The 24,459-nt window shown below is 33.1% G+C and carries 22 protein-coding genes; 7 read left to right on the forward strand and 15 right to left on the reverse strand.

Annotated elements, in window-relative coordinates:
* Positions 1–146 precede the first annotated feature (146 nt).
* The 3 genes from OLM53_RS11685 to OLM53_RS11695 all read left to right on the forward strand — a co-directional run bounded on the left by OLM53_RS11685 (position 147) and on the right by OLM53_RS11695 (position 3,196).
* A complete protein-coding gene (locus tag OLM53_RS11685; protein WP_264520412.1) occupies positions 147–1,115 on the forward strand; it encodes a TaqI-like C-terminal specificity domain-containing protein in 969 nt (322 codons plus the stop codon).
* Positions 1,116–1,128: 13 nt separating this feature from the next.
* Positions 1,129–2,880 carry a DUF4209 domain-containing protein gene (locus tag OLM53_RS11690; RefSeq protein ID WP_264520413.1) on the forward strand — a complete coding sequence of 584 codons (1,752 nt, stop codon included), beginning with the start codon at positions 1,129–1,131 and terminating at the stop codon, positions 2,878–2,880.
* 100 nt (positions 2,881–2,980) lie between these two features.
* Entirely contained in the window at positions 2,981–3,196 is a 216-nt protein-coding gene (locus OLM53_RS11695) for a helix-turn-helix domain-containing protein (RefSeq protein ID WP_264520414.1), read from the forward strand.
* Here the strand turns inward: OLM53_RS11695 and OLM53_RS11700 are convergent, their stop codons facing one another.
* On the reverse strand, positions 3,197–4,489 hold the full coding sequence (locus OLM53_RS11700; RefSeq protein WP_264520415.1) for a site-specific integrase: 1,293 nt from the start codon (positions 4,487–4,489) through the stop codon (positions 3,197–3,199). It lies immediately after the preceding gene.
* Between the two features lie 341 nt (positions 4,490–4,830).
* On the opposite strand from OLM53_RS11700, the gene OLM53_RS11705 reads away from it, so the two are divergent.
* Complete coding sequence (locus OLM53_RS11705; RefSeq protein WP_264520416.1) at positions 4,831–5,601, forward strand: hypothetical protein; 771 nt, start codon at positions 4,831–4,833, stop codon at positions 5,599–5,601.
* A 94-nt stretch (positions 5,602–5,695) separates the two neighbouring features.
* On the opposite strand, the gene OLM53_RS11710 is transcribed toward OLM53_RS11705, so the two are convergent.
* The 6 genes from OLM53_RS11710 to OLM53_RS11735 all read right to left on the reverse strand — a co-directional run bounded on the left by OLM53_RS11710 (position 5,696) and on the right by OLM53_RS11735 (position 12,010).
* Complete coding sequence (locus OLM53_RS11710; RefSeq protein WP_264520417.1) at positions 5,696–7,462, reverse strand: DUF885 domain-containing protein; 1,767 nt, start codon at positions 7,460–7,462, stop codon at positions 5,696–5,698.
* Positions 7,463–7,528: 66 nt separating this feature from the next.
* Positions 7,529–7,891: a nuclear transport factor 2 family protein gene (locus OLM53_RS11715; protein ID WP_264520418.1), complete on the reverse strand. Its 363-nt coding sequence runs from the start codon at positions 7,889–7,891 to the stop codon at positions 7,529–7,531.
* Between the two features lie 59 nt (positions 7,892–7,950).
* Positions 7,951–8,862, reverse strand: a complete 912-nt coding sequence (locus tag OLM53_RS11720) for a pseudouridine synthase (RefSeq protein ID WP_264520419.1) — start codon at positions 8,860–8,862, stop codon at positions 7,951–7,953.
* A 132-nt stretch (positions 8,863–8,994) separates the two neighbouring features.
* Positions 8,995–9,912 (reverse strand): geranylgeranylglycerol-phosphate geranylgeranyltransferase, encoded by a 918-nt coding sequence (locus OLM53_RS11725; RefSeq protein ID WP_264520420.1) that lies wholly within the window; start codon positions 9,910–9,912, stop codon positions 8,995–8,997.
* 56 nt (positions 9,913–9,968) lie between these two features.
* Entirely contained in the window at positions 9,969–10,907 is a 939-nt protein-coding gene (locus tag OLM53_RS11730) for a mevalonate kinase (RefSeq protein ID WP_264520421.1), read from the reverse strand.
* Positions 10,904–12,010, reverse strand: coding sequence for a diphosphomevalonate/mevalonate 3,5-bisphosphate decarboxylase family protein (locus OLM53_RS11735; protein WP_264520422.1), 1,107 nt, complete (start codon positions 12,008–12,010; stop codon positions 10,904–10,906). The genes OLM53_RS11730 and OLM53_RS11735 overlap by 4 nt, the downstream gene beginning before the upstream one ends.
* A gap of 86 nt (positions 12,011–12,096) precedes the next feature.
* Between OLM53_RS11735 and OLM53_RS11740 the strand changes: the two genes are divergently transcribed.
* Positions 12,097–12,573, forward strand: coding sequence for a TspO/MBR family protein (locus tag OLM53_RS11740; RefSeq protein ID WP_264520423.1), 477 nt, complete (start codon positions 12,097–12,099; stop codon positions 12,571–12,573).
* A gap of 49 nt (positions 12,574–12,622) precedes the next feature.
* On the opposite strand, the gene OLM53_RS11745 is transcribed toward OLM53_RS11740, so the two are convergent.
* The 4 genes from OLM53_RS11745 to OLM53_RS11760 form a co-directional block, all read right to left on the reverse strand.
* The gene (locus OLM53_RS11745) at positions 12,623–14,830 is read right to left on the reverse strand and encodes a tail fiber domain-containing protein (protein WP_264520424.1); all 2,208 of its coding nucleotides are present in this window, start codon (positions 14,828–14,830) and stop codon (positions 12,623–12,625) included.
* A gap of 92 nt (positions 14,831–14,922) precedes the next feature.
* Complete coding sequence (locus OLM53_RS11750) at positions 14,923–15,141, reverse strand: hypothetical protein (RefSeq protein ID WP_264520425.1); 219 nt, start codon at positions 15,139–15,141, stop codon at positions 14,923–14,925.
* 351 nt (positions 15,142–15,492) lie between these two features.
* Positions 15,493–15,696: a hypothetical protein gene (locus OLM53_RS11755; RefSeq protein WP_264520426.1), complete on the reverse strand. Its 204-nt coding sequence runs from the start codon at positions 15,694–15,696 to the stop codon at positions 15,493–15,495.
* 9 nt (positions 15,697–15,705) lie between these two features.
* The gene (locus OLM53_RS11760) at positions 15,706–16,623 is read right to left on the reverse strand and encodes a T9SS-dependent choice-of-anchor J family protein (protein ID WP_264520427.1); all 918 of its coding nucleotides are present in this window, start codon (positions 16,621–16,623) and stop codon (positions 15,706–15,708) included.
* A gap of 339 nt (positions 16,624–16,962) precedes the next feature.
* On the opposite strand from OLM53_RS11760, the gene OLM53_RS11765 reads away from it, so the two are divergent.
* Positions 16,963–17,727 (forward strand): LuxR C-terminal-related transcriptional regulator, encoded by a 765-nt coding sequence (locus tag OLM53_RS11765; protein WP_264520428.1) that lies wholly within the window; start codon positions 16,963–16,965, stop codon positions 17,725–17,727.
* 24 nt (positions 17,728–17,751) lie between these two features.
* On the forward strand, positions 17,752–18,519 hold the full coding sequence (locus OLM53_RS11770; RefSeq protein WP_264520429.1) for a LuxR C-terminal-related transcriptional regulator: 768 nt from the start codon (positions 17,752–17,754) through the stop codon (positions 18,517–18,519).
* A gap of 2 nt (positions 18,520–18,521) precedes the next feature.
* Here the strand turns inward: OLM53_RS11770 and OLM53_RS11775 are convergent, their stop codons facing one another.
* The 4 genes from OLM53_RS11775 to OLM53_RS11790 are packed head-to-tail and all read right to left on the reverse strand — an operon-like array spanning position 18,522 to position 24,396.
* On the reverse strand, positions 18,522–19,730 hold the full coding sequence (locus OLM53_RS11775) for an NAD(P)/FAD-dependent oxidoreductase (RefSeq protein WP_264520430.1): 1,209 nt from the start codon (positions 19,728–19,730) through the stop codon (positions 18,522–18,524).
* Positions 19,727–20,374: a glycerophosphodiester phosphodiesterase gene (locus tag OLM53_RS11780; protein ID WP_264520431.1), complete on the reverse strand. Its 648-nt coding sequence runs from the start codon at positions 20,372–20,374 to the stop codon at positions 19,727–19,729. The genes OLM53_RS11775 and OLM53_RS11780 overlap by 4 nt, the downstream gene beginning before the upstream one ends.
* 1 nt (position 20,375) lies before the next feature.
* Positions 20,376–22,025 (reverse strand): alpha-amylase family glycosyl hydrolase, encoded by a 1,650-nt coding sequence (locus tag OLM53_RS11785; RefSeq protein WP_264520432.1) that lies wholly within the window; start codon positions 22,023–22,025, stop codon positions 20,376–20,378.
* 4 nt (positions 22,026–22,029) lie between these two features.
* Entirely contained in the window at positions 22,030–24,396 is a 2,367-nt protein-coding gene (locus OLM53_RS11790; protein ID WP_264520433.1) for a TIM-barrel domain-containing protein, read from the reverse strand.
* Positions 24,397–24,459 lie beyond the last annotated feature (63 nt).

Below are 24,459 nucleotides of genomic sequence, written 5' to 3' on the forward strand. Positions count from 1 at the left end.
AAACTACCAAATAAAAAGAGTAAAAAAACACTAAAAAAGTGAAGTTTTTACTCTTTTTTTATGGTATTTAAACACTGATTAAACCAGCTTTAAATAAAGTTATATATTTGTTAACCGACACGAAAAAAATTGCACATTTCGTTTTAATGTGTCTTACATTTCGTTTTCGCGATTATATAAGTGATGAACTAAACAGAATTGTAATCGAATTAAGTATTACAAGCCATAATTTTATTAAGAAACTTGAAACAATATCAAAGCCATTTGAAAATAGCAGTGAAATTATATTTGGAATAAAACCTTACCAAGTCGGACACGGTACACCTCCACAAACAAGAGAAATGGTTGATAATAGAATATATCACTCAAATACAAAGATAAATGATGAATGGTTTCCATTAGTCACAGGAACAGATGTAAATAGATATAAATTAGATTTTAATGATAATGAATTCATTTTGTATGGAAAAAATTTAATGTACGCATCAAACGAACTAAAAATTAAATCTGAAAAAATACTATTAAGAAGAACAAGCCACGATTTGAGAGCTGTTGTTGATAATAATTTATTCTATCCTCAAAATTCATTATTTGTGATTACAAGTAGCTACAATTTAAAATATTTGATTAGCCTAATTAATTCTAAACTATTTGATTTTATCTACAAAGCTAAATGCCCACAAGTTGGTAAAGTTTTTGCCGAAGTTAAACCCAGTATAATAAAATCATTACCAATTGCAGATATTGATGATGATAAACAATTAGATTTTGCGGATAAAGTAAACCTAATTCAAGATTTAAACAAAGAATTACAAGAACAATCGCAAAAGTTTCAAAGAACATTACAACGCAAATTTGAGTTAGATGTTTTGCCTAAAAAATTGCAAGATTGGTATTTGTTATCTTATGCTGATTTTATAAAAGAACTGGGTAAACTAAAAATAAAACTCACACTATCGCAAGAAGCAGAGTGGGAAGAATATTTTACTACCGAAGCAACTAAATTAAACACCATAAAAACGCAGATTGACACTACAGACAAAGCTATTGATGCAATGGTTTATGAGTTGTATGGTTTGAATAATGAGGAAATTGCAATTGTTGAAAATAGTTAGTGTTTAATAAACTATGAGAAAGCACAATGATATAAAGTCATTTTATTTGTATTTGGAAGAACTAAAATCTATTGATGAGTGGAAAATATTAGCCAACATTCCCATAGTTAACGTAGCTTCAGTGGCATCAAATAAAAAAATTACCATCGAAAGAAAAGTACTTTCATTTTATATAAATGATGGGGAATTAAAAAGTAATTTAAACTTAACGAACTCTATCGGAAATACTATTAAATTTCAATTTTTCAACACCAATGAAATTGTTTATATCGAAAAGCGATTGAACGAAACGAATAATTTAATAATGAAAGCCAAATATTCGCATATAATTTGGCAAGAAACAAAAAATATAAAATTTGCAGAAATAGCCATTGATAATTATTTTGAATTATTAAAAAGCAAACAAGAAAATGATTTTTTTAAGGTTATAAAAATAGTTGCTTCATTATTATTTATTTCTTGTAAATCAAAACATAAGAGAGAAGAATTAAAAAAGTTTTTTTTAGAATTAGCATCAAAAGCTGATAGTAGTCAAAAAAGTTTACTTCTTAATTTGTTTGTTAAACTAAAAAGTCATAAAAATATTGAACTTAAGGAATTAATTATTGATATACCTAACTGGTACAATGACGACTACTTTTTTAATTCTCAAAATCTTTCTCTTGGACTGGATTTGTATAAAAAATTGAATATTCCACAAGAGGAATTATATTTATTATTAGCAAAAAATGAAGACCAAGTTATTGAACAACATTCAGAAGATAGCTTCATTAGATTATTAAGTTTTGGAAAGAAGTGTAGGTATTTAAAACACACAACACAAGAAGTTGAATATCAAAAATGTTCAGAACAATATAATCAATTAAAAAAAGTAATCAATCTTGGACGTGTACAAGTTGCTATAGATGAAGAATTGAACTTAAAGATAAATGAATATGTTGATAAAAAAACTGAAGCTATTTTAAAATATTCAACCGAAGAAATATTGGCTATTTTCTCTTTCGAAGAAAGTATCTTAGTTGACCCAAAGGAAAACAAAAAAAGTGCCGAAAAGACATTTAACAATTCTTTTCAAAGGCTTGTTTCAGTTACCACATTAGATATTAATTTAAATTTTTCAGAACCCAATGAAAGTCAAAAATTAGAAAATCAAATTTTTCAGAACTATTTAATAGGATTGCAATTATCATTTTTCATTCTTTTTATTAAAGTTTTTAGAAAGGGGATTTTAGACGGACATTTCACTTATCAAAAAATTTATGATTACTTACATGAGTATACTTGGTACCAGTATAAATTTGAAAGAGTATTAAGAAATAATAAAATTGATGAAGAAACTAACTGGATAACTTTAATAGCTCCCGGACTTTATAACTTTTTTACACAATATGAAATTTCGATGTTGCTTTCAACAAATAAGGTTAATAATTATATTTTAGCATTAGATTCTTTAACTTTAAAATTTGAAGGTGCTTTAAGGGATTTTATTAGATTGTGTGGAGGCAATAGTACGAAAGTTGATAAGGATGGTTTAATGAAAGAACAATTATTAGAAGAATTGATTGACAATGATAAAATAAAAGAACTTTTCACAGAAAGAGATATTGAACTTTTTAAATTCACATTTACTAGAAAAGGAAAAGATATAAGAAACAATATTGCACACGCTTTTTTTAGCTTTTCTAATTATTCGTTTGATAATGTTGCATTAGTTTTTCTATGTTTTCTGAGATTGGGGAAATATAATTTGGTTGTAAAACAATAAAATTACTAAATGAAAATTTATTTATTAGATGGTTAAGAGAGAACTAGTACAAATAGAAAATATTTCACTCTAGGAATTAACAGAAATCATTGCTGATAAATTGGCTGATAAGATTGAAACTAGGATTGCAAAGCTTATTTCATCGCAAAATGATGAAGCCTTATTAACAAGAGCTGAAACGGCTGAATTTCTAAAAATAAATTCTACCACTTTATGGCATTGGACAAAAAAAGGCAAGGTTACTGCCTACGGTATTGGCAATCGTGTTTATTATAAAAAGGGAGAGCTAAAGAAAGCTTTGATTCAAATAAATTAGTTAAATAATTGCTGAATTTTTCCAATAAGCTTTTAACTTTTCTGCATATTCTTTAGGAGTAATTTTTATATAGCTTAAAAATTGAGCTTCGGTTTTATGACCAGTAATTTTCATAATTGTAAGCGTGTCAATTTTGCCATATAAATTGGTTGCAAATGAGCGTCTGCAAATGTGTGAAGTTACCAGTTCGTGTTTTGGAAATTTACCAATTTGTTTTCTGTGTATTTTTTCTTTTTTACCGTTTTTCTTAATTATAATTTCTGAAATCTTTGCGCCTTCAACAACCTCTTTAAATCCAACTTCTTCACAAATAATCTTGATATAATCATTAAATTTTTGGTCGCTTATTTTTCTAGGGAAACTCCCATTTCTCTTTTCTAAAATAGCCTTTACTTGATTATGAATTGGGATAATAACCGGAAAGTCTGTTTTGATAGTCTGTTTTTCTATAAAACCATCGACAAGGTTCTTTTTTGTTAGTTTTAGAAAGTCGGAAATCCTAAATCCAGTTCTCAAACCAATAATAAACCAATCTCTAGCATTGTCTAAATAGTCTTGCTCGAAATCTTCGTGGTATATGGCGTTTATTTCATCTTCTTTGAGATAAATGTCATTTGTTTTATTAGTTGGCGAGTAAAATTCTGCAAGCTTAAATTCCTTAGTAATTGTGAATCCTTTCTTGTCTGCGTTGTTACAAAATAATTTAATATCGTCAATATAGCCACCAATAGTATTGGGGTTTAGTTTTTGTTCTTTTTCTAAAAAGTCAACAAATTTTGTATGAAAGGAGATTGTGATGTCAGTAAGTTTAATTTTACTTCTAGTGTGGTTCTCAAAAGCTAAAATTTTATTAAGGGTAGTATTGTAGTGTTGAATTGTTCTTGGTTTGATAGGGGTGTTATTTCTAGTTTTTTTAATTTTAGATTCTTCAATAAAAGAAAGTATATAGTTAGTAAAAAACACACTTGCATTTACATCTTCATTATCAGTTATTCGGTTAAAAAAGATGTTTATTTTCTCTTTCAACCAATTTGTATTTATTGTTTCAGCTTTGAGTGTTGCATCGCCAAACTCTTTTCGGATATAAGTATTAAGTTCTTTTAGCTTATTATTTATTTCTTTATAGTTAACATCGGTTGTCGCTAAAACTTCTTGTTTTGATTCACTCCATCTTTTATTTGGAATTTGCATTCCTATTGAACATTCAATATCGAATAAATTACTATGTTTAAATCTATAAAAAATAGTGTTCCAATCATTACTAGTTTTAATCCTAAATTTGCCAGTAGCCATACTTTTTGGTTTTTTTACAAATATAAAATATTTTTCATTCCCCGTATATTCCCCGTAATTTATTAATTGATGTTAATTTTGGTAAATTAATAGAAGTTAAAACAGCACAAAAAACCTTGTTAAGGCTTTAAAATAAAGGGATGTTTAATTTTATTGAATTTTGGTTAATCACGAGTGCGATTTCTATTACCCGCACAAAAGCTTCTCATTTTAGAAGCTTTTTTTGTTTCAATCATAGTTAATAATAATGTTTACAGTTTATTAATAGGGACTGTTTTAAATTTTGAAAATTCATTTATTTTTACCAAATCAAAATCATTTGATTAAAATTTAAAATTCTAATGAAAGGGAAAAAGCTTATGATGACAGCGGTTTTGGCGTTTTTGGGATTTGTTTTGCTTGCGTTTTCGGTTTATTTACTTTATAAAAACACTAGTAGTTCTATTTCATCCAAAAAACAAAGAGAATTAGATGAAGCTATCAAACAAATAGAAGTCCTGCATGCTGAAATTGTTCAAAAAGACAAAATTGTTGAAGAAGCAGAACAAAAAATGAAAAGCTTAAAATCAGAATCGATGAGTAATGGTATTGGTCAAAACATGCCTATCATTGAGATTGTTGATAATGATTTGAGTGAAGATGAAGGTAGCACAAACGAAAAAGGGTCTAAGAAAGTACATAAACTAATGTACCATCACCAAATACGTTTCTATTTATTGAATGCTGGAAAAAACTCTTTAAAGGATGTTATTTTTTCTGTTAAAGATGATTACAACCGGAACAAAGAGAAAAAGAAAAAAGCAGTGGCTACAGCCAATGTTGATTATACTGGAAAAAAAGTTGACAATGAAGAATTAGGAGTTTATGAAAACATTGAGGTTAACACGTTAAATCTTAAGTCGAAGAAACTGATTTACACTAGTAATCTTCCGGGAAGTTTTGGTGTTGGCGATTATGAATACCATTTGATTATTGAATGGAGTCAAGGCTTCTACCAAATGTTAGTTAAGATTGAGGAGATAGAAGGAAAACTAAAATACAATTACGAATTTTTTGATGTTGATGGGAAACCCATCGATTTCAAAAGTATGGAAACTAGTATGGCCAATTAAAAAAGCCTCTCCAATTGGAGAGGCTTTTTAGTCTAACACGCCTGCTGGCTCCTTCGCTAAAAATGTTCACTGAACATTTTCTTTACGTTTGACACTATTTTCCAGTTTCAATCCAGCGATTGATTTTCTTTTCTAAAAGCGCTAAAGGCAACACTCCTGATTCCAATACTTTTTGATGGAATACTTTGATGTCAAATTTGTCTTTCATCTTTTCTTGTGCTTTTTTACGCAATTCTAAGATTTTCATTTGCCCCATTTTGTATGACAAGGCTTGCCCCGGAATAGCCATATAACGTTCAATTTCAGTAGTGATTCCAGCTTCAGTTTCTGCTTCGTTTTCTAAGGAATATTTAATGGCTTGTTCGCGTGTCCATCCTTCGTTATGAATACCGGTATCTACTACTAATCGAACGGCTCTGTGCATTTCATTGCCTAACATTCCGAAGTATTGATATGGGTCGGTATACAATCCTAATTCTTTTCCTAAGCTTTCTGTATATAAAGCCCAACCTTCACCATAAGCGCCAAACCAATTGAATTTTCTAAAATCAGGCAATTCTTTGTTTTCTTGTTGTAATGAAATTTGAAAATGGTGTCCAGGAATGGCTTCATGTAAAAACAAATCTTCATCGCCATAACAGTTATAGGTTGTTACATCAGGAATCGGCACATAAAATGTTCCAGGTCTAGTTCCGTCTGCGGTTCCTTGATTGTATTCAGCACTAGCTGATTTTTCTCTAAACGCTTCTGTTCTTTTGATTTGGAAAGCTGTTTTTGGTTGTAACGAAAACAACTTGTCAACATTAGGCATAATCGTTTGATGGATTCTTTCAAAATTAGCAATCACTTCTTCAGGCTTTTTGAATGGCATCAATTTAGGGTTTGTTCGAACGTGTTCAAAGAACTCATTGATAGTTCCCTTGAAACCTACTTGTTCTTTTACCTTTTCCATTTCCGCTTTGATTCTCGCTACTTCTTTTAAACCAAGTGCGTGAATTTCTTCTGGAGTTTTATCGGTTGTGGTCCATTGTTTTACATAGACTTTATATAGTTCTTTTCCATTTGGCAAACTACCAATACCGCTAGTAGTTCTTGAAGCGGGCAAGTATTCCTCTTTCAAAAAGGCAGTCATTTTTTTAAATTGAGGCTCTAATTTTTCAGTAATCACAGCAGCATATTCTTTTTTCAAAGCATCTTGTTGTTCAGGTGTAATTTCTTTAGGGAACGATTTTATGGCAGAATAAAATAGATTCTCTTCTACAGTAGGAGTTACCATGCTTTCAAACTGAGGAATCACTTTTAGGGTTAAAGCTTTAGGCAAAACAACTCCTTTGTCAATTCCTTTTTTCATGTAAACCATAGCAGAATCTACCCAAACCGAAAAGGAATTCATTCTTTTCAAGAAATTTCTATAATCTTTCTCCGTTTTAAAAGGTTGTGCACTTGACCCACTAGCAAATTGTCCCATGGTGATGTTAGTCCCCCAGAATTGGTGAATAGGCATCAAATTAGTGTCGTATTTCAACAAATTTTTACCAACAGTAACTTCCCATTTAATAATGTCATAACTGTTTTTCTCTTCATCAGATAGGGCAGTAGTATCAACGGATGCTAATTCATTTTCATATTTATCAAAGAAAGCCGCTTGCTTTTTTCTAAAGGAATCGGTCATTTCAAATACAAACTGGTCATTGTATTTATATTGACCATTTTGAGTCGCTCCCAAAGGATCTAATTCGTTTTTACCATCAAAATAAGCATCAGTAATGGTTTTGAAATCTTTTGCTTTCTTTTCTGATTTACAGTTCACTACTACTAATGACAACAAAATCATTATGGTTAAAGTCTTTAAGTTTTTCATAGTTAATGGATTAGTTCGTAAAACTATAGGTTTATGCTGAATGGATTTGTTAATGAAATGATAAAATTACCCGTGATACACTCTAGAAGCTATGATTCTTCCCTCTTTGATTTCCAAGACTTCGGCAACAAGCATATTGTCTTCGTTTTCTACGGTTCTTATATATTCCATAAAAACCCTATCCGAATTTGAAGTGAGTGAAGTTACTTTATAATGTAAACTTGGTAATCGGTCAAAGGAGTCTTTCCACCAACTACGTAATGCTTCTTTTCCAGTAACTAAACCTTGAGTTTCTGGATGACGGATTTTCAATTTAGGACTAAAATGCTGGGCTTCCTCATCGTATAAGGATAATAATTTTTCTAAGTTGTGTGCGTTAAAAGCTTCGAACCAAAGCATCGCAATCGATAAATTTTTTTCTGCTGACATAAGTGCTAATAAAAAAAATCCCAATCAATTGGGATTTTAGGTTGGTAAAGATAAGCTTTTTATACGTTTTTCAAATTGATAATTTCCTGTTCTGTCAAGAAACGCCAATTACCACGTGGCAAATTCTTTTTGGTTAACCCAGCAAAAGAAACACGGTCAATTTTTAATACATCATATTTGAAACTTTCAAAAATAGCACGAACTACTTTCACGTTTGGGGTTCTAAGTTTCAAACCAATTTCTGTTTTTGGCTCATTATCAACATAACTTATTTCGTCTACATACAATTTGTGACCATCAAGCGTAACGCCTTGGGAAATCTTCTCTAAATCTTCGAATTTCAAATTTTTATCCAATGACACTTGGTAAATCTTAGTCGATTTTTGATTAGGCAAACTGAATTTTCTAATCATATCCGTATCGTTGGTAAACAACAATAAACCTGTCGTATTCTTATCCATTCTGCCAACTGGTTGCACTTTAGCATTGGTGGCGCCTCTTACTAATTCCAATACATTTCTATGATCAGCATCGTCTTCGTTAGAAGTTGTAAAGTTTTTTGGTTTGTTTAAAACAATGTACTCTTTGCGTTCTGGAGTTAAAACCGATCCATCGAAATTCACTACATCGCCTGGTTTTACTTTGTATCCCATTTCGGTAATCACCACATTATTCACTTTCACATTCCCCGATTGGATGTAAATATCAGCATCACGACGAGAGCATGCCCCCGAATTGGAAATGTATTTATTCAAACGAATATCATCCGATTTCAATGGTTTTGGAACATTGTTTTGAACTGCTTTTGCTGGTTTTGCAGTACGTTTTGCAGCAGCGTCATCAGTGGTTGGTTTGGCTTTCTTAGGCCCTTGGGCTCTCTTAGCCATGGCAGGTTTTGGCTTATTCGAATTCGGTCTCGAACTATTTGGTCGTGAGCTATTTCGATTACTATTGCCGTCCTTCTTATTCATAAATTCTGTAATTTGGGCAAAGATACGTATTTCAGATGCTTTTTTAGGAGCTATTTCCAGCTATCCACTATATCTTTTGCTTTTTGGCAGCAAAAAGCAAAAGGATGCCGTTCCTATCTGGGCTAGAAAAAACTATAGTTTCAACAATCTTTTTCCGTGAATCAACACTTCGGGATTAATCAACACAATGCAGAAAACCCCAGAAACAACAAGGAATTTAAGCATATTATGGAGTTTCAAATAATCTACTTTTGTTTCAGATTTCCAAAGCTTTTGTAAAAAGAAAATCAAAACAATTAAACTCACATAAAAGTAAATATCCATATAACCCACTTCAAATATATCTACCAAATAGTAAACCGGAACTATAGTAGAAACGGTAAGCAAAGTGATAATTCTTTTAGAATAGGATTCTCCAAACACAGCGGGAATGGTTTGGTAATCATTAGCAATATCGCCTTTAATATTCTCTAAATCCTTTATCATTTCCCTAATCAATAGCAAAAGAAAAAGAAAAGTAGCGTGAGCAAATATTTGAGGATACAAGTTTTTATAATAAAGCAAAATCGCAAAGAAGGGGAGTACCGCTAGGAAAGAAGCAGTCAAATTACCCACCACTAGTATTTTCTTCAACTTATGTGAGTAAAACCAAATCAGAAAAATGTAAGTCGAAAAAAATAATACTGCCCGAAAAGAAACAAAAAAAGCTAATATGAATACAATGAAATTAACCGAAAAATAGACTTGTAGTTTTGTCTTTTGACTAACCAATCTATCTAGTTGTGATTTGTTAGGGCGATTGATTAAGTCTTTTTTGCTGTCGTAAAAATTGTTAATGATATACCCAGATGCTATGGTTAAAGTAGAAACAATAACAATAACAAATAGATTGAAATCTAAAAGGACGTCAAGCGCTCTTTTGTTAGGAGCCAAAATAAAGATAGCGGAAAGATACTGAGCTAATGCAATAACAGGAATATTATAACCGCGAACCACAGAAAACATACTGACAATTTTCAGTAGTAAATGTTTGGTTTTTCGGCTTAACATTTTGGGAAAATTAGTCCTTCGACTGCGCTCAGGATGACAAAATCGGAATACATGTTTTAAAACTGGTAAACCACTTCCAATTTATAGTCTTTCAAGGATTGTTTTGCTTTTTCTAAATCTTCAGTAAAACCTAGAATATAGCCACCACCGCCAGAACCACAAAGTTTCAAATAATAATCGTTAGTGTCAATTCCACGTTGCCAAATACCATGAAATTGTTCCGGAATCATCGGTTTGAAGTTGTTTAAAACCACTTTTGATAATTGCTTAGTGTTAGCAAATAAGGATTTCATATCGCCACCTAAGAAATTTTCCACACAAGCATCCGTGTATTTTACGAATTGTGTTTTAAGCATTTTACGGAACCCTTGGTCTTTTAAGTTTTCCATAAAGATATTTACCATAGGAGCAGTTTCACCTACAATTCCTGAGTCTAACAAAAATACAGCTCCTTTTCCAGTAGCACTTTGTGACGGAATTCCAGTAGCTTCAATATTGTCTTTGGAATTGATAAGAATCGGAATACTCAAATAACTATTTAAAGGATCAAGACCTGAACTTTTTCCGTGGAAGAAAGATTCCATTTGAGAGAAAATGCTTTTCAATTGCAATAGTTTTTCTCTAGTCAAGTTTTCTAAAACGGTGATTTTATGGTTAGCATATTTGTCATAAATAGCAGCTACTAAAGCGCCACTACTTCCTACTCCATAGCCTTGCGGAATACTAGAATCAAAGTACATGCCTCTAGCTACATCAGCTTTTAAAACTTCTAAATTGAAAGTTACTAAGTCAGATTGTTCGTTTTGTAATTGCTCTAAATACGTTACAAATCGCTTTAAACTTTCATTTGATTTAATAGCTTCAGGTGATGGATTTTCATCCACTTTCAATGCGCCGTTATAAAAATTATACGGAATAGATAATCCTTTTGAATCTTTTATAATTCCATATTCTCCGAAGAGAAGAATTTTTGAATAAAATAAGGGTCCTTTCATAGAATTTTATTTGCTCCTGTTCCAATTGCATCACAAATATAGTTACCATTTTGACAATAGCCAACTAATTCAGTGGTAATAAATTGCAAAACAGAATCTCTAACGTTTTCGGGATATAAAATATGTACGTTTGCTCCTGCATCTAAGGTAAAACAAACTGGAGTTTTGGTTTCGTTTCTGAACTTCCAAATGCGATTAATGATTTCTAAGGTGTTAGGTTTCATCAAAATAAAATAAGGAAACGAAGTCATCATCATAGCATGTAAAGTCAAAGCTTCACTCTCAACAATTTGGATAAATTCTTCTAGATTTCCATTTTCTAAAACTATTTTTAAGGCCGATAAATTGAAGTGAGCTTGCGCAAAACGTTCCTTAGCATAAGGATGGTTGTGCATCAAATCGTGTCCAACGGTACTTGAGACTTGTTTCTCGCCTTTGTCAACTAGTAAAATAGTATCTTGATAATTCTTAAAATTGTCATGAATTTTAGCTGGAAATTCAACACCAAATAAATCCGAACTATCCTCAATTTCAGCATGATTCCCCCAAACCACAACACTTCCTTTTACACTTCGGCAAGCACTTCCGGAACCTAATCGAGCTAAGAAGGAGGCTTTTTGAAAAAAGAAATCTTCTGTCATAGCAGGATTCAAAGCTTTTTCTAAACTTAGAATGTTCATCGATAAAGCCGCCATACCAGAGGCAGAAGAAGCGATTCCTGAACTATGCGGAAAAGTATTTTCGCTATCAATAACAAAATGATAATCGATTAAATAGGGACAGTATTTTTCAATACGTTCCAAAAACTTTTGAATTTTGGGTTTGAAATCTTCCTTGGGTTTGCCTTCAAAAAGAAATTCAAAAGAAAACTTTTCGTTAGTAGCACCAATAGTAATAGCATTATTTTTTTTGACAAACGAAAGTTTGGTTATTGTTTTACAATTCGAAAGCGTAAAACTAATAGAAGGATTGGCCGGAATTTGGTTTGGTTTCTTTCCCCAATATTTTACTAGAGCAATATTACTTGGAGCACTCCATTGAAAACTTCCGCTTTCTATGGTGGTTGAAAATGATTTGGGAAGAAACTCCTTTTCAGAAATCATAGATTCTAAATTTTTGACAAATATACTTTTTTTATAAAAGGAACCCGTTTTCGTTTAGTATATTTGAGCAACTTAAATAAGTCAACATGCAAAAAGTTTTAAGAATACTATTGGTGGTCGCTACTTGTGTGACGATTGGATATTTATCAGGAATGGTAACTAGAGATAGTATTACCACTTGGTATCCAACATTAATTAAACCCATCTTTAATCCACCGAATTGGATTTTTGCTCCCGTTTGGTCCCTTCTTTATATTTTGATGGGTGTTGCTGGTGGAATGATTTGGAATAGAATCGAAACAGATGAGGAAAAAGTCAAAAGTGCTTTCAAGATATTTATAGCACAATTAGCGTTGAATGCTTTATGGTCCTATCTTTTCTTTGGATTGCACAATCCTTTATTGGCTTTAGTTGAAATTATCTTGCTTTGGTTATTAATTTTTGAAACATATAATCAGTTTGTCAAAATTGATAAAGTAGCTGGCAAATTACTACTTCCTTATTTAGCTTGGGTCAGTTTTGCAACGATTCTCAATGCCAGTATTTGGTGGTTAAATAAATAAATTTATTTTTCATTTCTATCAGTTTCTATTCTCTGGCAGATCCTTGAGTTTATATCTTCTTTTCCAGTAATTGTATTCTTTTCGCCTGCTCCTTCATTTTTTGCAATAAATCTTCTAATTGTTTTACTAGTATTGTGTTGGATTCTTGTAACTGCTTGTTTTGTGCAGATAATTCTTGTACAGCTTTTACTAAAGGTACCGTAAATTCTGAATAACGCAAACCCCACAAACCGTCAGCATCTTCAGGCTTATCTACTCCACTAAAATCATAACCTACCTCTTTTGCCGTTTTTTCAACTTCTTGGGCTAAAAAACCGCTAAATCTTATTTTTTCAATGTTGTGCTTGCTAGGCCATTCATCGGCAATCGTGCTTTTTTGAATTTGATTTGATTTTTCGATACTATAAGTATAGGTTAGTGGTTTTAACTTTAAAATAAAATCCAATCCCTTGACATCCTGTCGGATATTGTCCTTTACGCGTTGATCGGAAATGGTTGTCCAACCCACTTGTCCCCCAATAGAACCCATGACATTATTACCAATCCTTACTCTATTATCACCTCCAAAGGCCAAGTTGCCATTGCCGGCAATGGCAATGCTATTAACACGGATAGCACTGTCCGAACTGGCATTATTTCCAATAAAGGTATTGTTAGAACCTGTAGTAATAGCAGTTCCTGCAAATCCAGCACCTGAACCAAAAGCAGTATTGCCGCCTCCCGTTGTATTTGCATATAAAGCATAGCTACCAACCGCCGTATTGGAAATTCCCGTAGTATTATAAAATAATGCATAACTACCTATAGCAGTGTTATTACCCCCGGTGGTGTTGTAGTACAAAGCAGCATATCCTTTGGCGGTGTTAAAGCTTCCTGTGGTATTAGCATATAATGCGGTATGGCCATTGGCAGTATTATAGTTCCCGGTGGTATTAGAAAATAAAGAATTAAGCCCCATAGCCGAATTATAGAATCCGGTGGTATTATTTCGAAGCGCTTGCACCCCAGTGGCCGTATTTTCATAACCAGTGGTATTAGCATATAATGCTAAATTTCCATTAGTTGTATTAGAGTATCCCGTGGTATTAGAATATAAGCCATAGGCACCGTTCGCGGTGTTATAGCTCCCCGTGGTGTTAGCAGATAATGCATTCACACCCGTAGCGGTGTTATAAAACCCAGTAGTATTACTTCGAAGTGCTTGAAATCCATTGGCCGTATTTTCATAACCTGTGGTGTTAGAAAACAATGCATTTGTACCCGTGCCAGTGTTATAATATCCCGTGCTATTGTTATAAAGCGAACTATCGCCATGTGCAGTATTACTGGTTCCTGTAGTATTTGAAAACAATGCTACAGTTCCGCTGGCAGTATTGGAGTTTCCTGTGATATTATTTCGAAGGGCTTGAATCCCATTGGCTGTGTTTCGTGTTCCTGTAGTATTGGAGTATAAAGAAGCAGATCCTGTGGCGGTGTTATAATAGCCTGTAGAATTTAATAATAATGCAGCATACCCATTGGCAGTATTCTCATAACCAGTAGTATTATTACTTAAGGCCGAGTTCCCTGTGGCGGTGTTATTGTTTCCTGTGGTATTAGCAAATAATGAAAAGGCACCATTCGCAGTGTTATTGTTTCCTGTATTATTTCCATATAATGCACTGGTACCATTAGCAGTGTTATAGCTTCCCGTGGTATTAGAGTTTAATGCTAAAGAACCGATAGCGGTGTTATAAAACCCTGAAGCATTAGAGAATAAAGACCTATAACCAATCCCTGTATTGGAAGCTCCCGTATTGACATTTCCTGCCTGATAGCCAAAAAACACGTCTCCCCCAGTAGTAATCCTACCTGCTTTTTGATTATTGACGCGAATATTAAAAGGCACATTGTCTGTAGTGCCTATAAAATTATTGGCATCAACAGTTCCTGAATTTCCTTCCAACGACCACGTATCAGAGTTATTAGTACTACTTTTTATTCTTAACCATTTTAAACCATCCCAATAATAAAATCCTGGGGTTACATTGTTGGGAGCAATGCCACTCGTGGCCGTGTTGTATACCAGTTCGGATTGGGTAGGTGTGTCTATCGTTGGTGTAACCGTATTAAACAAGGCTACCCTGGGAACCAAAAGTCCATCCGTTGTTGCAGTAATATCTAATGCTGCCTGAGGATTGGTAGTTCCTATTCCTACTTGTGCACTAAGGATATAAGTACCAAAAAACGTAAACAATACAATTTGTAATTTTCTCATAAAAAAATTGCTAATGATTTTAAGAAAAGGGAATCAAATTCATATTCAAATGGACCTTTCAAAGCAAGAACCATTTTTTATTCATCGAAATCCTATTTATTTAATTCTTCTTTAGATGATGTTGCCTCCTTTTTAACTTTTTTAGACACGAGTACGACCGCAATCACAAACAAAGGAAGAAATGCAGCAATAGAAGGAAATTCAAGTTCTCTCCGCCAAGTTAAAGCAATAAATACAATCAGACTGATAACCGCTACAGCCATGCAAAATCTATAGAGTATTTTTAATTGATTGGAGTTTAGTTTTTTCATAATGGTTTTTTTAAGTTAATGTTAACCTGTTAGGAGTAAATAGTTTTAGTTAAAATTTTTCGTCAGTTGTTTCCGCTTGGGTAGGATTGTATCGAGAACAAGGAAAATTTCATCATAAACGGTTCTCGATATTCGATAAAGACTTGAACACTTTTATCATCAAAATCTTAGATAGTAATTAGGGAGTTGAAACCCATTATCAAGGAGTTGAGTTAATGATAAATATTCTCTAATTTTTTAAAGTCTTAAACCAAAATAATAAAAACATTTTTTGGAATTGATCTTAGCGATAAAACGTTAAATATCGAACTGATTTTTAATAATTACACCCAATGGGTTACCATATTATTTTTATGAGTGTTCCTCTTCTTTTTTCTTTGCTTTTTGAGAAAATGCTGCCCCAAGCAGAACAAACATAACAGGCAAACCATAAACAGGAGGAATTCCAGTTTCATTTTTATCTCTCAATGTTATTATTATCATGATACTAATTAATGCCAAAGCACCAAAAATTCTTGATATTTTTTTTAATTGAATAGCGTTTAGATTTTTCATTTTTTTCAATTAATTTTTTTGAAATTTTATGATTTCAGTACCTTGATTGGATACTATTTTTAGAAAGTATACACCAATACATAAATCTTCAATATTAATTTGAATTGTGTTTGAATTATTATTTAAAATTTTGATTACCCTTCCATTTAAATCAGTAATTTTCATTTCATTTATAGTAGTTTCATTTTTAGACAAAACATTTAAAATATTTTTTGATGGGTTGGGGTATATTGTAAAATTTTGAGTGGTATACTGCTCAGTGTTAAGACTCGAAGGTCTATCAACAGAAAAAGTATCAACATGTATTAAATCTGAATTAGCGCCACTTGGACCACCATCAGTAACATAATATCTAAATGCAAACTTACAATCTGTAATTCCTAATAAGCCACTAATTGTATAACTGTATAGTGTCCATGTTGAAGGATAAGATGTTAAATTTAGATTAGGATTTATATCTTCTAATAAAATTGTAAAGTTTCCAAGATCATCTGGCCCAGTTGATGGATTTACTGTTGCTGCTCCATTTATACTCATTCTTAGTTGAAGTCTATCGGCAAAAGTTGAACCAATTACTCCCTTTTTTGAGTAAAATGAAATAACATCACCATTTTTAACAGTAATCGTTGGCGATATAAGCCAATTACTAATTGTTGCACCAGTTGCGCTTGTGGTACTTTGATAATTTACCCAACAGAAAGAATTCGCACCTCCTGATTGACCTTGAACACCAGGGTCTGTAGCTGCAGTCGAAATACTCCAAGGAAATAAGGGGTCAGCAGTTGCACTTTGATTTGTTTGAACCCAACCAGCAGAAAGCATATTTTGAGTAGTACCATCAAAACCAAAATTATATAGGTTTTGAGTTTGAGATTGAATTGCTCCCGAAGCTACCAATAAAACAATATAAAGTAATTTTTTTTTCATGATTTTAATTTGTTGTTTTTATAATATATATTTTAATTTTAGATTCTTATATGCCTACTCTAAATGGTCTAATAACTTTGAAAGCTACCTGAAAGCTTTGGCATAAACCCTATCTTAATGGGTTGCATCCTAAAAATTTCAATCAATCACAATTTGAAACTAGTATTAGTTCTTTTTTGTATTCACAGTAGAATAGTTAATGGTTTTATACCGTAAAATATTTAATTTTAATACATTACAAAACAATAATAATTTTTTTTAACATAAAATACCCATTTGTGGGTATTTTTTTAACACTATTTTTGTTGTTTATTTGTAAAATTATAAATATACTTAGGCTTGGAAAAATTAGTTTTTGATAGTGTTAAGAAAATTTGGGTTGGAGTTACTAAGTCTCACTCTGAAAAAGATTTAAATATTGAAATAGAACTACATAAAAAATTATTGAATTTTTTTCAAGTAGGTGATTTTTGCTATTTTATATTAAATATTGTTGATGGAAATCTTGAATATCTTAATTCTAAAGTATTTGACATATATGGCTATAATTCGGATGATTTTACAATGGAAAATTTTTTAAGTTATATTCATCCAGATGATTTAGGATATTTTATTAATTGTGAAAATACCGTAGTTGATTTTTTTTCTCAACTACCTCCTGATAAAATTCAAAAATACAAGGTGCGATATGATTATCGTGTAAGAAAAGCCGACGGTAACTATATTAGAATCCTTCATCAGGTTTTAACTATCCATAGTACAGATGAAGGTGCCATTATTAGGACATTAGTCTCGCACACCGATATTTCTCATCTAAAAAAAGACAATAAATCCTCCTTGAGTTTTATTGGTCTAGACGGAGAGCCTAGTTATATTGATGTTGCTATTCTTAAAACTTTAAAACATAGAAAAGAGGTAGTCACCAATAGAGAAAAAGCAATTATTTATCAATTGGCAATGGGTCAGACTAGCAGACAGATTGGGATAGAATTAGGAATATCAAAAAACACTGTTGATACTCATAGAAAAAATATTTTAAAGAAAACCGATTGTAAATCAGTAGCCGAATTGATTGCAAAGGCTATAGAAAAAGGTTGGATGTAAACCATAATTATATAAGTAATTCGTGTGGATAAATTAATTTTTGATAATGTAAAAAATATTTGGTATCAGCCGCATCATAATAGAACTGAAAAAAAACTATTACTTGAATTAAATCTTTCAAAAAAACTTTTAAATTTTTTTCAAGTTGGGGAGTATTATTTTTATATTTTAAACTTAATAGATGTTAGATTTGAATTTCTTAGTCCTGAGTTTACAAAATTAATGGGATATGATATTGCCGATTTAACAGTAGAAAAAGTTTTTTCTTATATCCATCCGGATGATTTAGGATATTTTATAGAATATGAAAATACAGTTGCTGAGTTTTTCAAACAGCTGCCATCTCATAAAATTCAAAAATATAAAGTCCGCTATGACTTCCGATTAAAAAAAGCAAATGGTGAATATGTTAGAATACTTCAGCAAGCCATAACCATAGATCATACAGAAGAGGGAAGATTATTACGGGTATTAGTTTCGCATTCTGATATAACTTTTTTAAAAAAGGGAAATAAATCTTCGTTATGTTTTATAGGTTTAGAAGGAGAGCCCAGTTTTTTGGATGTAGATATTATAAAAGTTGCTTTTCTCCCCAATAAAAATCTCTTAACTAAGCGTGAAAAAGAAATCATAAATTATTTGGCAATTGGGTATTCAAGTAAATTAATAGGGACAGAACTAGGCATAACAAAAAACACAGTTGATACTCATAGAAAAAATATCTTAAAGAAAACCGATTGTAAATCAGTAGCTGAATTAATTGCAAAAGCTATAGACAAAGGATGGATGTAGCTTTAGATTGACTTGGACACAATAAACCCGCTAGTCCAAGCGTTTTGAAAGTTAAAGCCACCTGTAATAGCGTCAATATTGACTATTTCACCAGCAAAGAAAAGATTTTGATGCAGTTTGCTTTCCATCGTTTTAAAGTTGATTTCTTTTAAATCGATGCCTCCTGCTGTTACAAATTCTTCTTTAAATGTGCTTTTACCATTCACCTGAAATTGTCCGTTAGTGAGTTGGTTAGCCAAATCGGTTAATTGCTTTTTGGATAAGTCTGCCCATTTGGTTTCGCTATCAATGTCAGAAGCTAACACCAAACTTTCCCATAAGCGATTAGGAAACTCAAAAGGAGATTTTTTGGATACTGCTTTTTTAGCGTGTTCTTGTTTTAGGCCTTTCAAAGTGTCTAAAGCTTCTTCAAAAGTGAGTTCGTTGAGCCAATTGACTTGCAGTATAAATTGATAGTTTTTATCAAATAATTCTCGGGCACCCCAAGCGGATAGTCTTAATATTCCGGGTCCAGACATGCCCCAGTGAGTGATTAGTAAGGGACCACTAGCTTCTAGTTTACTTCCTTTTACTTTCACTTTGGCAAAAGCAGAAAGCCCCATCAAATCTTTGATACGAGCATCTTTAATATTAAAAGTAAATAGGGAGGGAACAGGAGGGACGATAGTATGACCAAGTGTAGTTAGCATTTCCCATATTTTAGGATTGCTACCTGTAGTCATAATGAGTTTTTGACAAACAAAAGTCTCATGATTCGTTTCCACTTTCCAATAGGGCTCAGAAAGAAAAATAGATTGCACACTTTGACCTGTCAATACTTGGATGCCGAGTTTTTGGGTAGCAGATAAAAAGCAATCGATAATAGTTTGAGAACTATCCGAAGTGGGAAACATGTGTCCGTCCTCTTCAATCTTAAGTTCCACACCATGACGTTCAAACCATTCAATAGTATCGCCTGAACAGAATTGATGAAAAGGCCCTCGCAATTCTTTTTCGCCACGCGGATAATACTTAACCAAGTCATTAGGGACAAAGCAAGCATGAGTAACATTACATCTTCCGCCTCCTGAAATACGGACTTTCTCTAAAACCGTTTTGCCTCTTTCAAGAATCGCTACTTTAAGCTTGGGATTGTTTTCAACGATATTAATTGCCGTAAAAAAACCAGCAGCGCCACCGCCTACAATGATTATATCGAAGTTTGAGTTCATAGTCTATCTGGAAAATCCGTAATAATGCCGTCAACGTGTAACGATTTGACAAAGATAATATCTTCTGGCTCATTGATGGTCCAGGGATAGACTTTAAAATTTTTGGATTGCATTTGGGTAACGTTTTCTTTCGTTAGCAAATGATAATAAGGATGAATGGAATAGGCTTTTATGAATTTGGCGAAAGCCAAAGCTAAGTCGATATTCGCTTCTGTCAAAACCCCAATTCGGATGCTGTCATCATGAAAACGAACTTCCTGTAACCCATTCCAATCAAAACTAGAAATCACTACTTTTTCTTTACTAAAAAGGGAGGAATCAATAAGTTTCAAAACACTTTCCACAGCTTCAAAAGCTTTGATTTCAATATTAATTTCACATTGATGGTTAACCAGTAAAAAGACATCTTCTAAAGTTGGAATACCGAGCTCTTGCAATGCTGTAGCTTCAAAATTAGCAACCAAACCACTTCCTGATGTAGTTCTATCAATAGTCTTATCGTGAATGACAACAGGAATAGCGTCTTTGCTTAAATAAACATCCAGCTCAATCATGTCAACGCCCAGCTCTATAGCTTTTTGGAAAGAAGCCAAAGTGTTTTCCGCTACATAGCCTTTGGCACCACGATGACCAATTTTGAGCATGCTATAGTTTTTCTAACAATACGATTCCGAAATCAGTGTTGAGTGTTACATTTCCTTTAGTAACAGTGGCAGTTTTTCCAGAGTAAGTATCTTTTACTTTTGAACCGTTAGCGAAGATTGTTCCAACCGGAATACTCTTTTCGCCTTTTGGTAGATCTAAACCAATCACTACTTTATCGCTATAGTTGGATTTAGTAAATGTTCTACTAAACACGTAAGGCGAAGCACTAATTTGAGCGTGAACTCCAGCGCCTACTGCCGGATGATTTTTTCTAAACAATCCTAATTTCTGCCAATGGGCTAACACTTCTTTGGTCGTTGCATTATTGGCAATGTCTTCCCAATTCATGTTAGAGCGCAAAGTAGCATCGCCTTGAGTGCCTTCAATGTCTAAGGAGCGAGCACTTTCATCACCATAATACACTTGAGAAATTCCAGGCGCTAATACTAATTTGGTACCACTTTCAAAGGTCTTTTCTCTTTTCTTGTCAAACGGATAACCATCATCGTGTGACGAAACATAGTTCATCACGGTATTGCCTTTTAAATCATTTTGCAGAATATTAGAATACTTAGCAAACAATTCTTCATAGTTCATTTTGGCTTCATTTCTAAAATCAAAATTGATTAAACCGGTAAACCCATTTTCGAAATAGTTGACTTTCTTATCGCCAAAATCATAGAATTTTTTATTTCCAATGTTATAACCATAAACCTCCCCAACGGTAAAGAACGGATTGTTATCCAATACTTTTTTCGGATTGTTTTTCTTGTAATCGGCGAAAGCTCTATCACATACTTTTCTAAAATCAGCCCAAACGTCTTCAGTAGTATGTTTGGCTGTGTCCACTCGATACCCATCAATTCCAAATTCAGTGATATAATCCGAAAGCCATTTCATGATGTAATATTTTGGCGCTCTTGGATAGCCTGTTTTTTTGAAGAAAGCATCTAGTGAAGCTACTTCTTTGTCATAACGCCCTTCTTTTTTCCATTTGTTCGCTAAAAAAGATGGCAATTCTACATTGTCATTACTTTCGGTTTTTACATCTGGAAGGTTTTCTACTAAGGTACAGTTGATATAAGTGTCGTATGATTTATAGGTACACTTTGGTGAAGTCCGTACCCAATCCGTTGGATAAACAGAGTCTTCAGGGGTTACGGGTCCAGTATGATTAATTACGGCGTCTAGCATGATTCTGATTCCTTTGGCATGGGCTTTTTGTACTAGTTCAGCTAAATCCTTTTTGGTTCCAACGCTAGGGTCAATCGAACTCCAATCTCTAGTCCAATAGCCATGAAAGGCATACGTAAATCCGGTTCCTTCGTCAACACCATCGTGAATTTGCTCCACAATAGGCGTCATCCAAATGACATTAATTCCTAAATTGGTAAAATACCCTTCGTCTAACTTTTGGATAATACCGCGAATGTCACCGCCTTCAAAACCACGCAATTTTCCTGTAGGTTTGTTTCTGTTGAAGTTATGATTGTTGGTTTTGTCGCCATCGTTAAACCTATCCGTAACGATAAAATATACATTGGCACTTTCCCAAACGAAAGGGGTTTTAGCAACAGGTTTCTTTTTTTGTGCGAAAGCATTACTGCTAATCGTTAAAGCAATAAGAAATAATAGGGCTATTTTCTTCATAGTTTTAGTATTCAATTTTTATTTCTGATGGAGTTCCTTTGGTTAAAGTAACATTGACTTGCATAGGTTCATGAAAGGTTTTGTAAAATTGTTCTTGTCCGTTTACAAAAATGTGTTTCGCTTTGATGTTGTGGATTAACACAGCCACATTTTTATCAGTAGCATTATAATTCTTTCCAACCGTTTCTTCCAATTTTAAAACCAAAGACTTGCCATTATTGGTGCTAGTGAAATTCAGCAATTCATATTGTCCTTTTTCAAAAGCGTTTGGCGAACTGCCATCGTCATTGAATACTTTTCCTGCGGAATTAGACACACTGGCGTCAAAATAATAATGCAAATCAAAATTGTCTAAAGAATACGCTGAAGTATTTTGAATAGTTTTAATCATCGGAATGAAACTACCTCCACGAACGTAGGTTGGAATATAATCGGCAGTCACTTTTACTGTTTCTGTTGTTCCAGCTAAATGTTTTTCATTGGTATAAAAATCAAACCAATTATTGCTTTTTGGGAAATACATTTCAGTTGAGGTTACCCCAGCTTTAGTAATTGGATTCACTAAAAAGTTATTACCCCAGAAATAAGTTCCAGCTACTGATGTTAATGCTGTATTGTTTGGTTCTTCAAAGAATAACGGACGCATCAAAGGAGTTCCCTTTTGATTATTATCGAAGGCCAAAGTGTAATTATACGGCATCAATTGGTAACGCAATTCCACTTGTTTTTTAGCAGCAGCCATAGTGACAATGTCTTTTCGGGCTACTTCCGAAGCTACTTCTTCTTGTGCATGTGGTCGGAATATTGGTTGGAACACACCATATTGAAGCCAACGCAAATACAATTCGTTATCAAAATAATCTCCGGCAAATCCGCCAAGGTCAGAGTGCATAAAGGCCATTCCTTGCATTCCCATTTGTAAAGCGATTTCCATTTGACTTTGTAAACCGCCCCAGCTTCGACTCACATCACCACTCCAAGGCACCATCCCAAAACGTTGTGAACCCGAATAACCTGCACGCATTAAGATAAAAGGACGTTGTGTTGGAAAATCTTTTTTATACCCGTCAGCAATTAATTTGGCCCAATTGTGACCATAAATATTATGTACTTCATCAGCTTTGCCACCTGCTGTTATTACTTTCGATGGAAAAACTTCGGGTTCTCCTAAATCACCCCACAGACCGCCAACGCCTTGATTAATTAATCTTTTATAAACGCTCCAGAACCAAGCTGCCCCTTCAGGTTTGAAAATATCTACAACGCTGGTGTTTCCGAAATAGAAATCCCATGTGGCTGGTTTTCCAGTTTTATCGGTAACCAAGACTTTTTTATCAACAGTTTCTTGCCACTTTGATGAGGTAGTTAGAATGAAAGGTTCCGTAATTAAAATCGTTTTTACCCCTTTGGCATTCAAATCGGAAATCATTTTATCAGGATTTGGATATTTATCTTTATCCCAATCGAGGTTCCCCATGGTTCCTTTGATTTCTTTGCCAAACCAATACAAATCAAGAATTATCGCATCAACAGGAATTTTGTTTTCTTGAAATTTTCTAATGGTACTTTCTACTTCATCTTGTGAATGATATCCAAATCGACTAGCAAAATTACCAAAGGACCAGCGTGGCAGTAATGGTTGTTTTCCAGTTAAATCCGTGTAGTTTGAAATCAAATCCGTCCAAGAATCGCCCACAATAACTTGGTAGGTTTTTCTTCCCGATATAGTTTCATACGATAAAGTGTTGTCTTTCTTGCTGTCTAAATCCAAATATCCAATAGCAGGATTATCAAAATGAACGGCATATAACTTGGATGACAATACCATAGGAATACAGAAGTTCATTAGCTCAGACTGCGTTTCATAACCATAATGCGCTTTGTTGTATAATCGCAAACGATTGCCGCGACTGTTCATGCCTAAAGCACGAGCACCACCACCATATAATGCTTCCGAATTGTCAAGATTGAAAGACAACGTTTCGGTAGAATCTTTTTTGGTGTAGCCTAATTTTTCAGATAGTAGCGTATGATTTTCATTGTCTTTATAAGTAATTTGGAACGGCTTTTTATTTACCAAAACCGTTATATACTCAGTTCCAAAAGACAAATAATTTCCGTTTTTCAATATTTGAAATTGGTAAGGCACATTATTCAATACCACAGCTTCCGATTTTAAATTGTTGCTTTGCCCTTTTGGAATAAAGGAATTTTCAACAATTTTATTGCTAAGAAAATGAATTGAATAGTCTCCGTCGTTTGTTTTAATGTTGACAATTCCATCCTTTTGATTTAAACTTATAAATTTTCTGTTTGCATTCTGCGCAAATGAAACTGTAGTGATTAATAATAGGAGTAGTAGCTTTCTCATTTTGTTTAATTAATCTCGCAAAGGCACAAAGGCGCAAAGCAATTTTTATAGTTTTTATTTTTT

Origin of the sequence: Flavobacterium sp. N1994, assembly GCF_025947145.1 — a bacterium.
Classification (GTDB): domain Bacteria; phylum Bacteroidota; class Bacteroidia; order Flavobacteriales; family Flavobacteriaceae; genus Flavobacterium.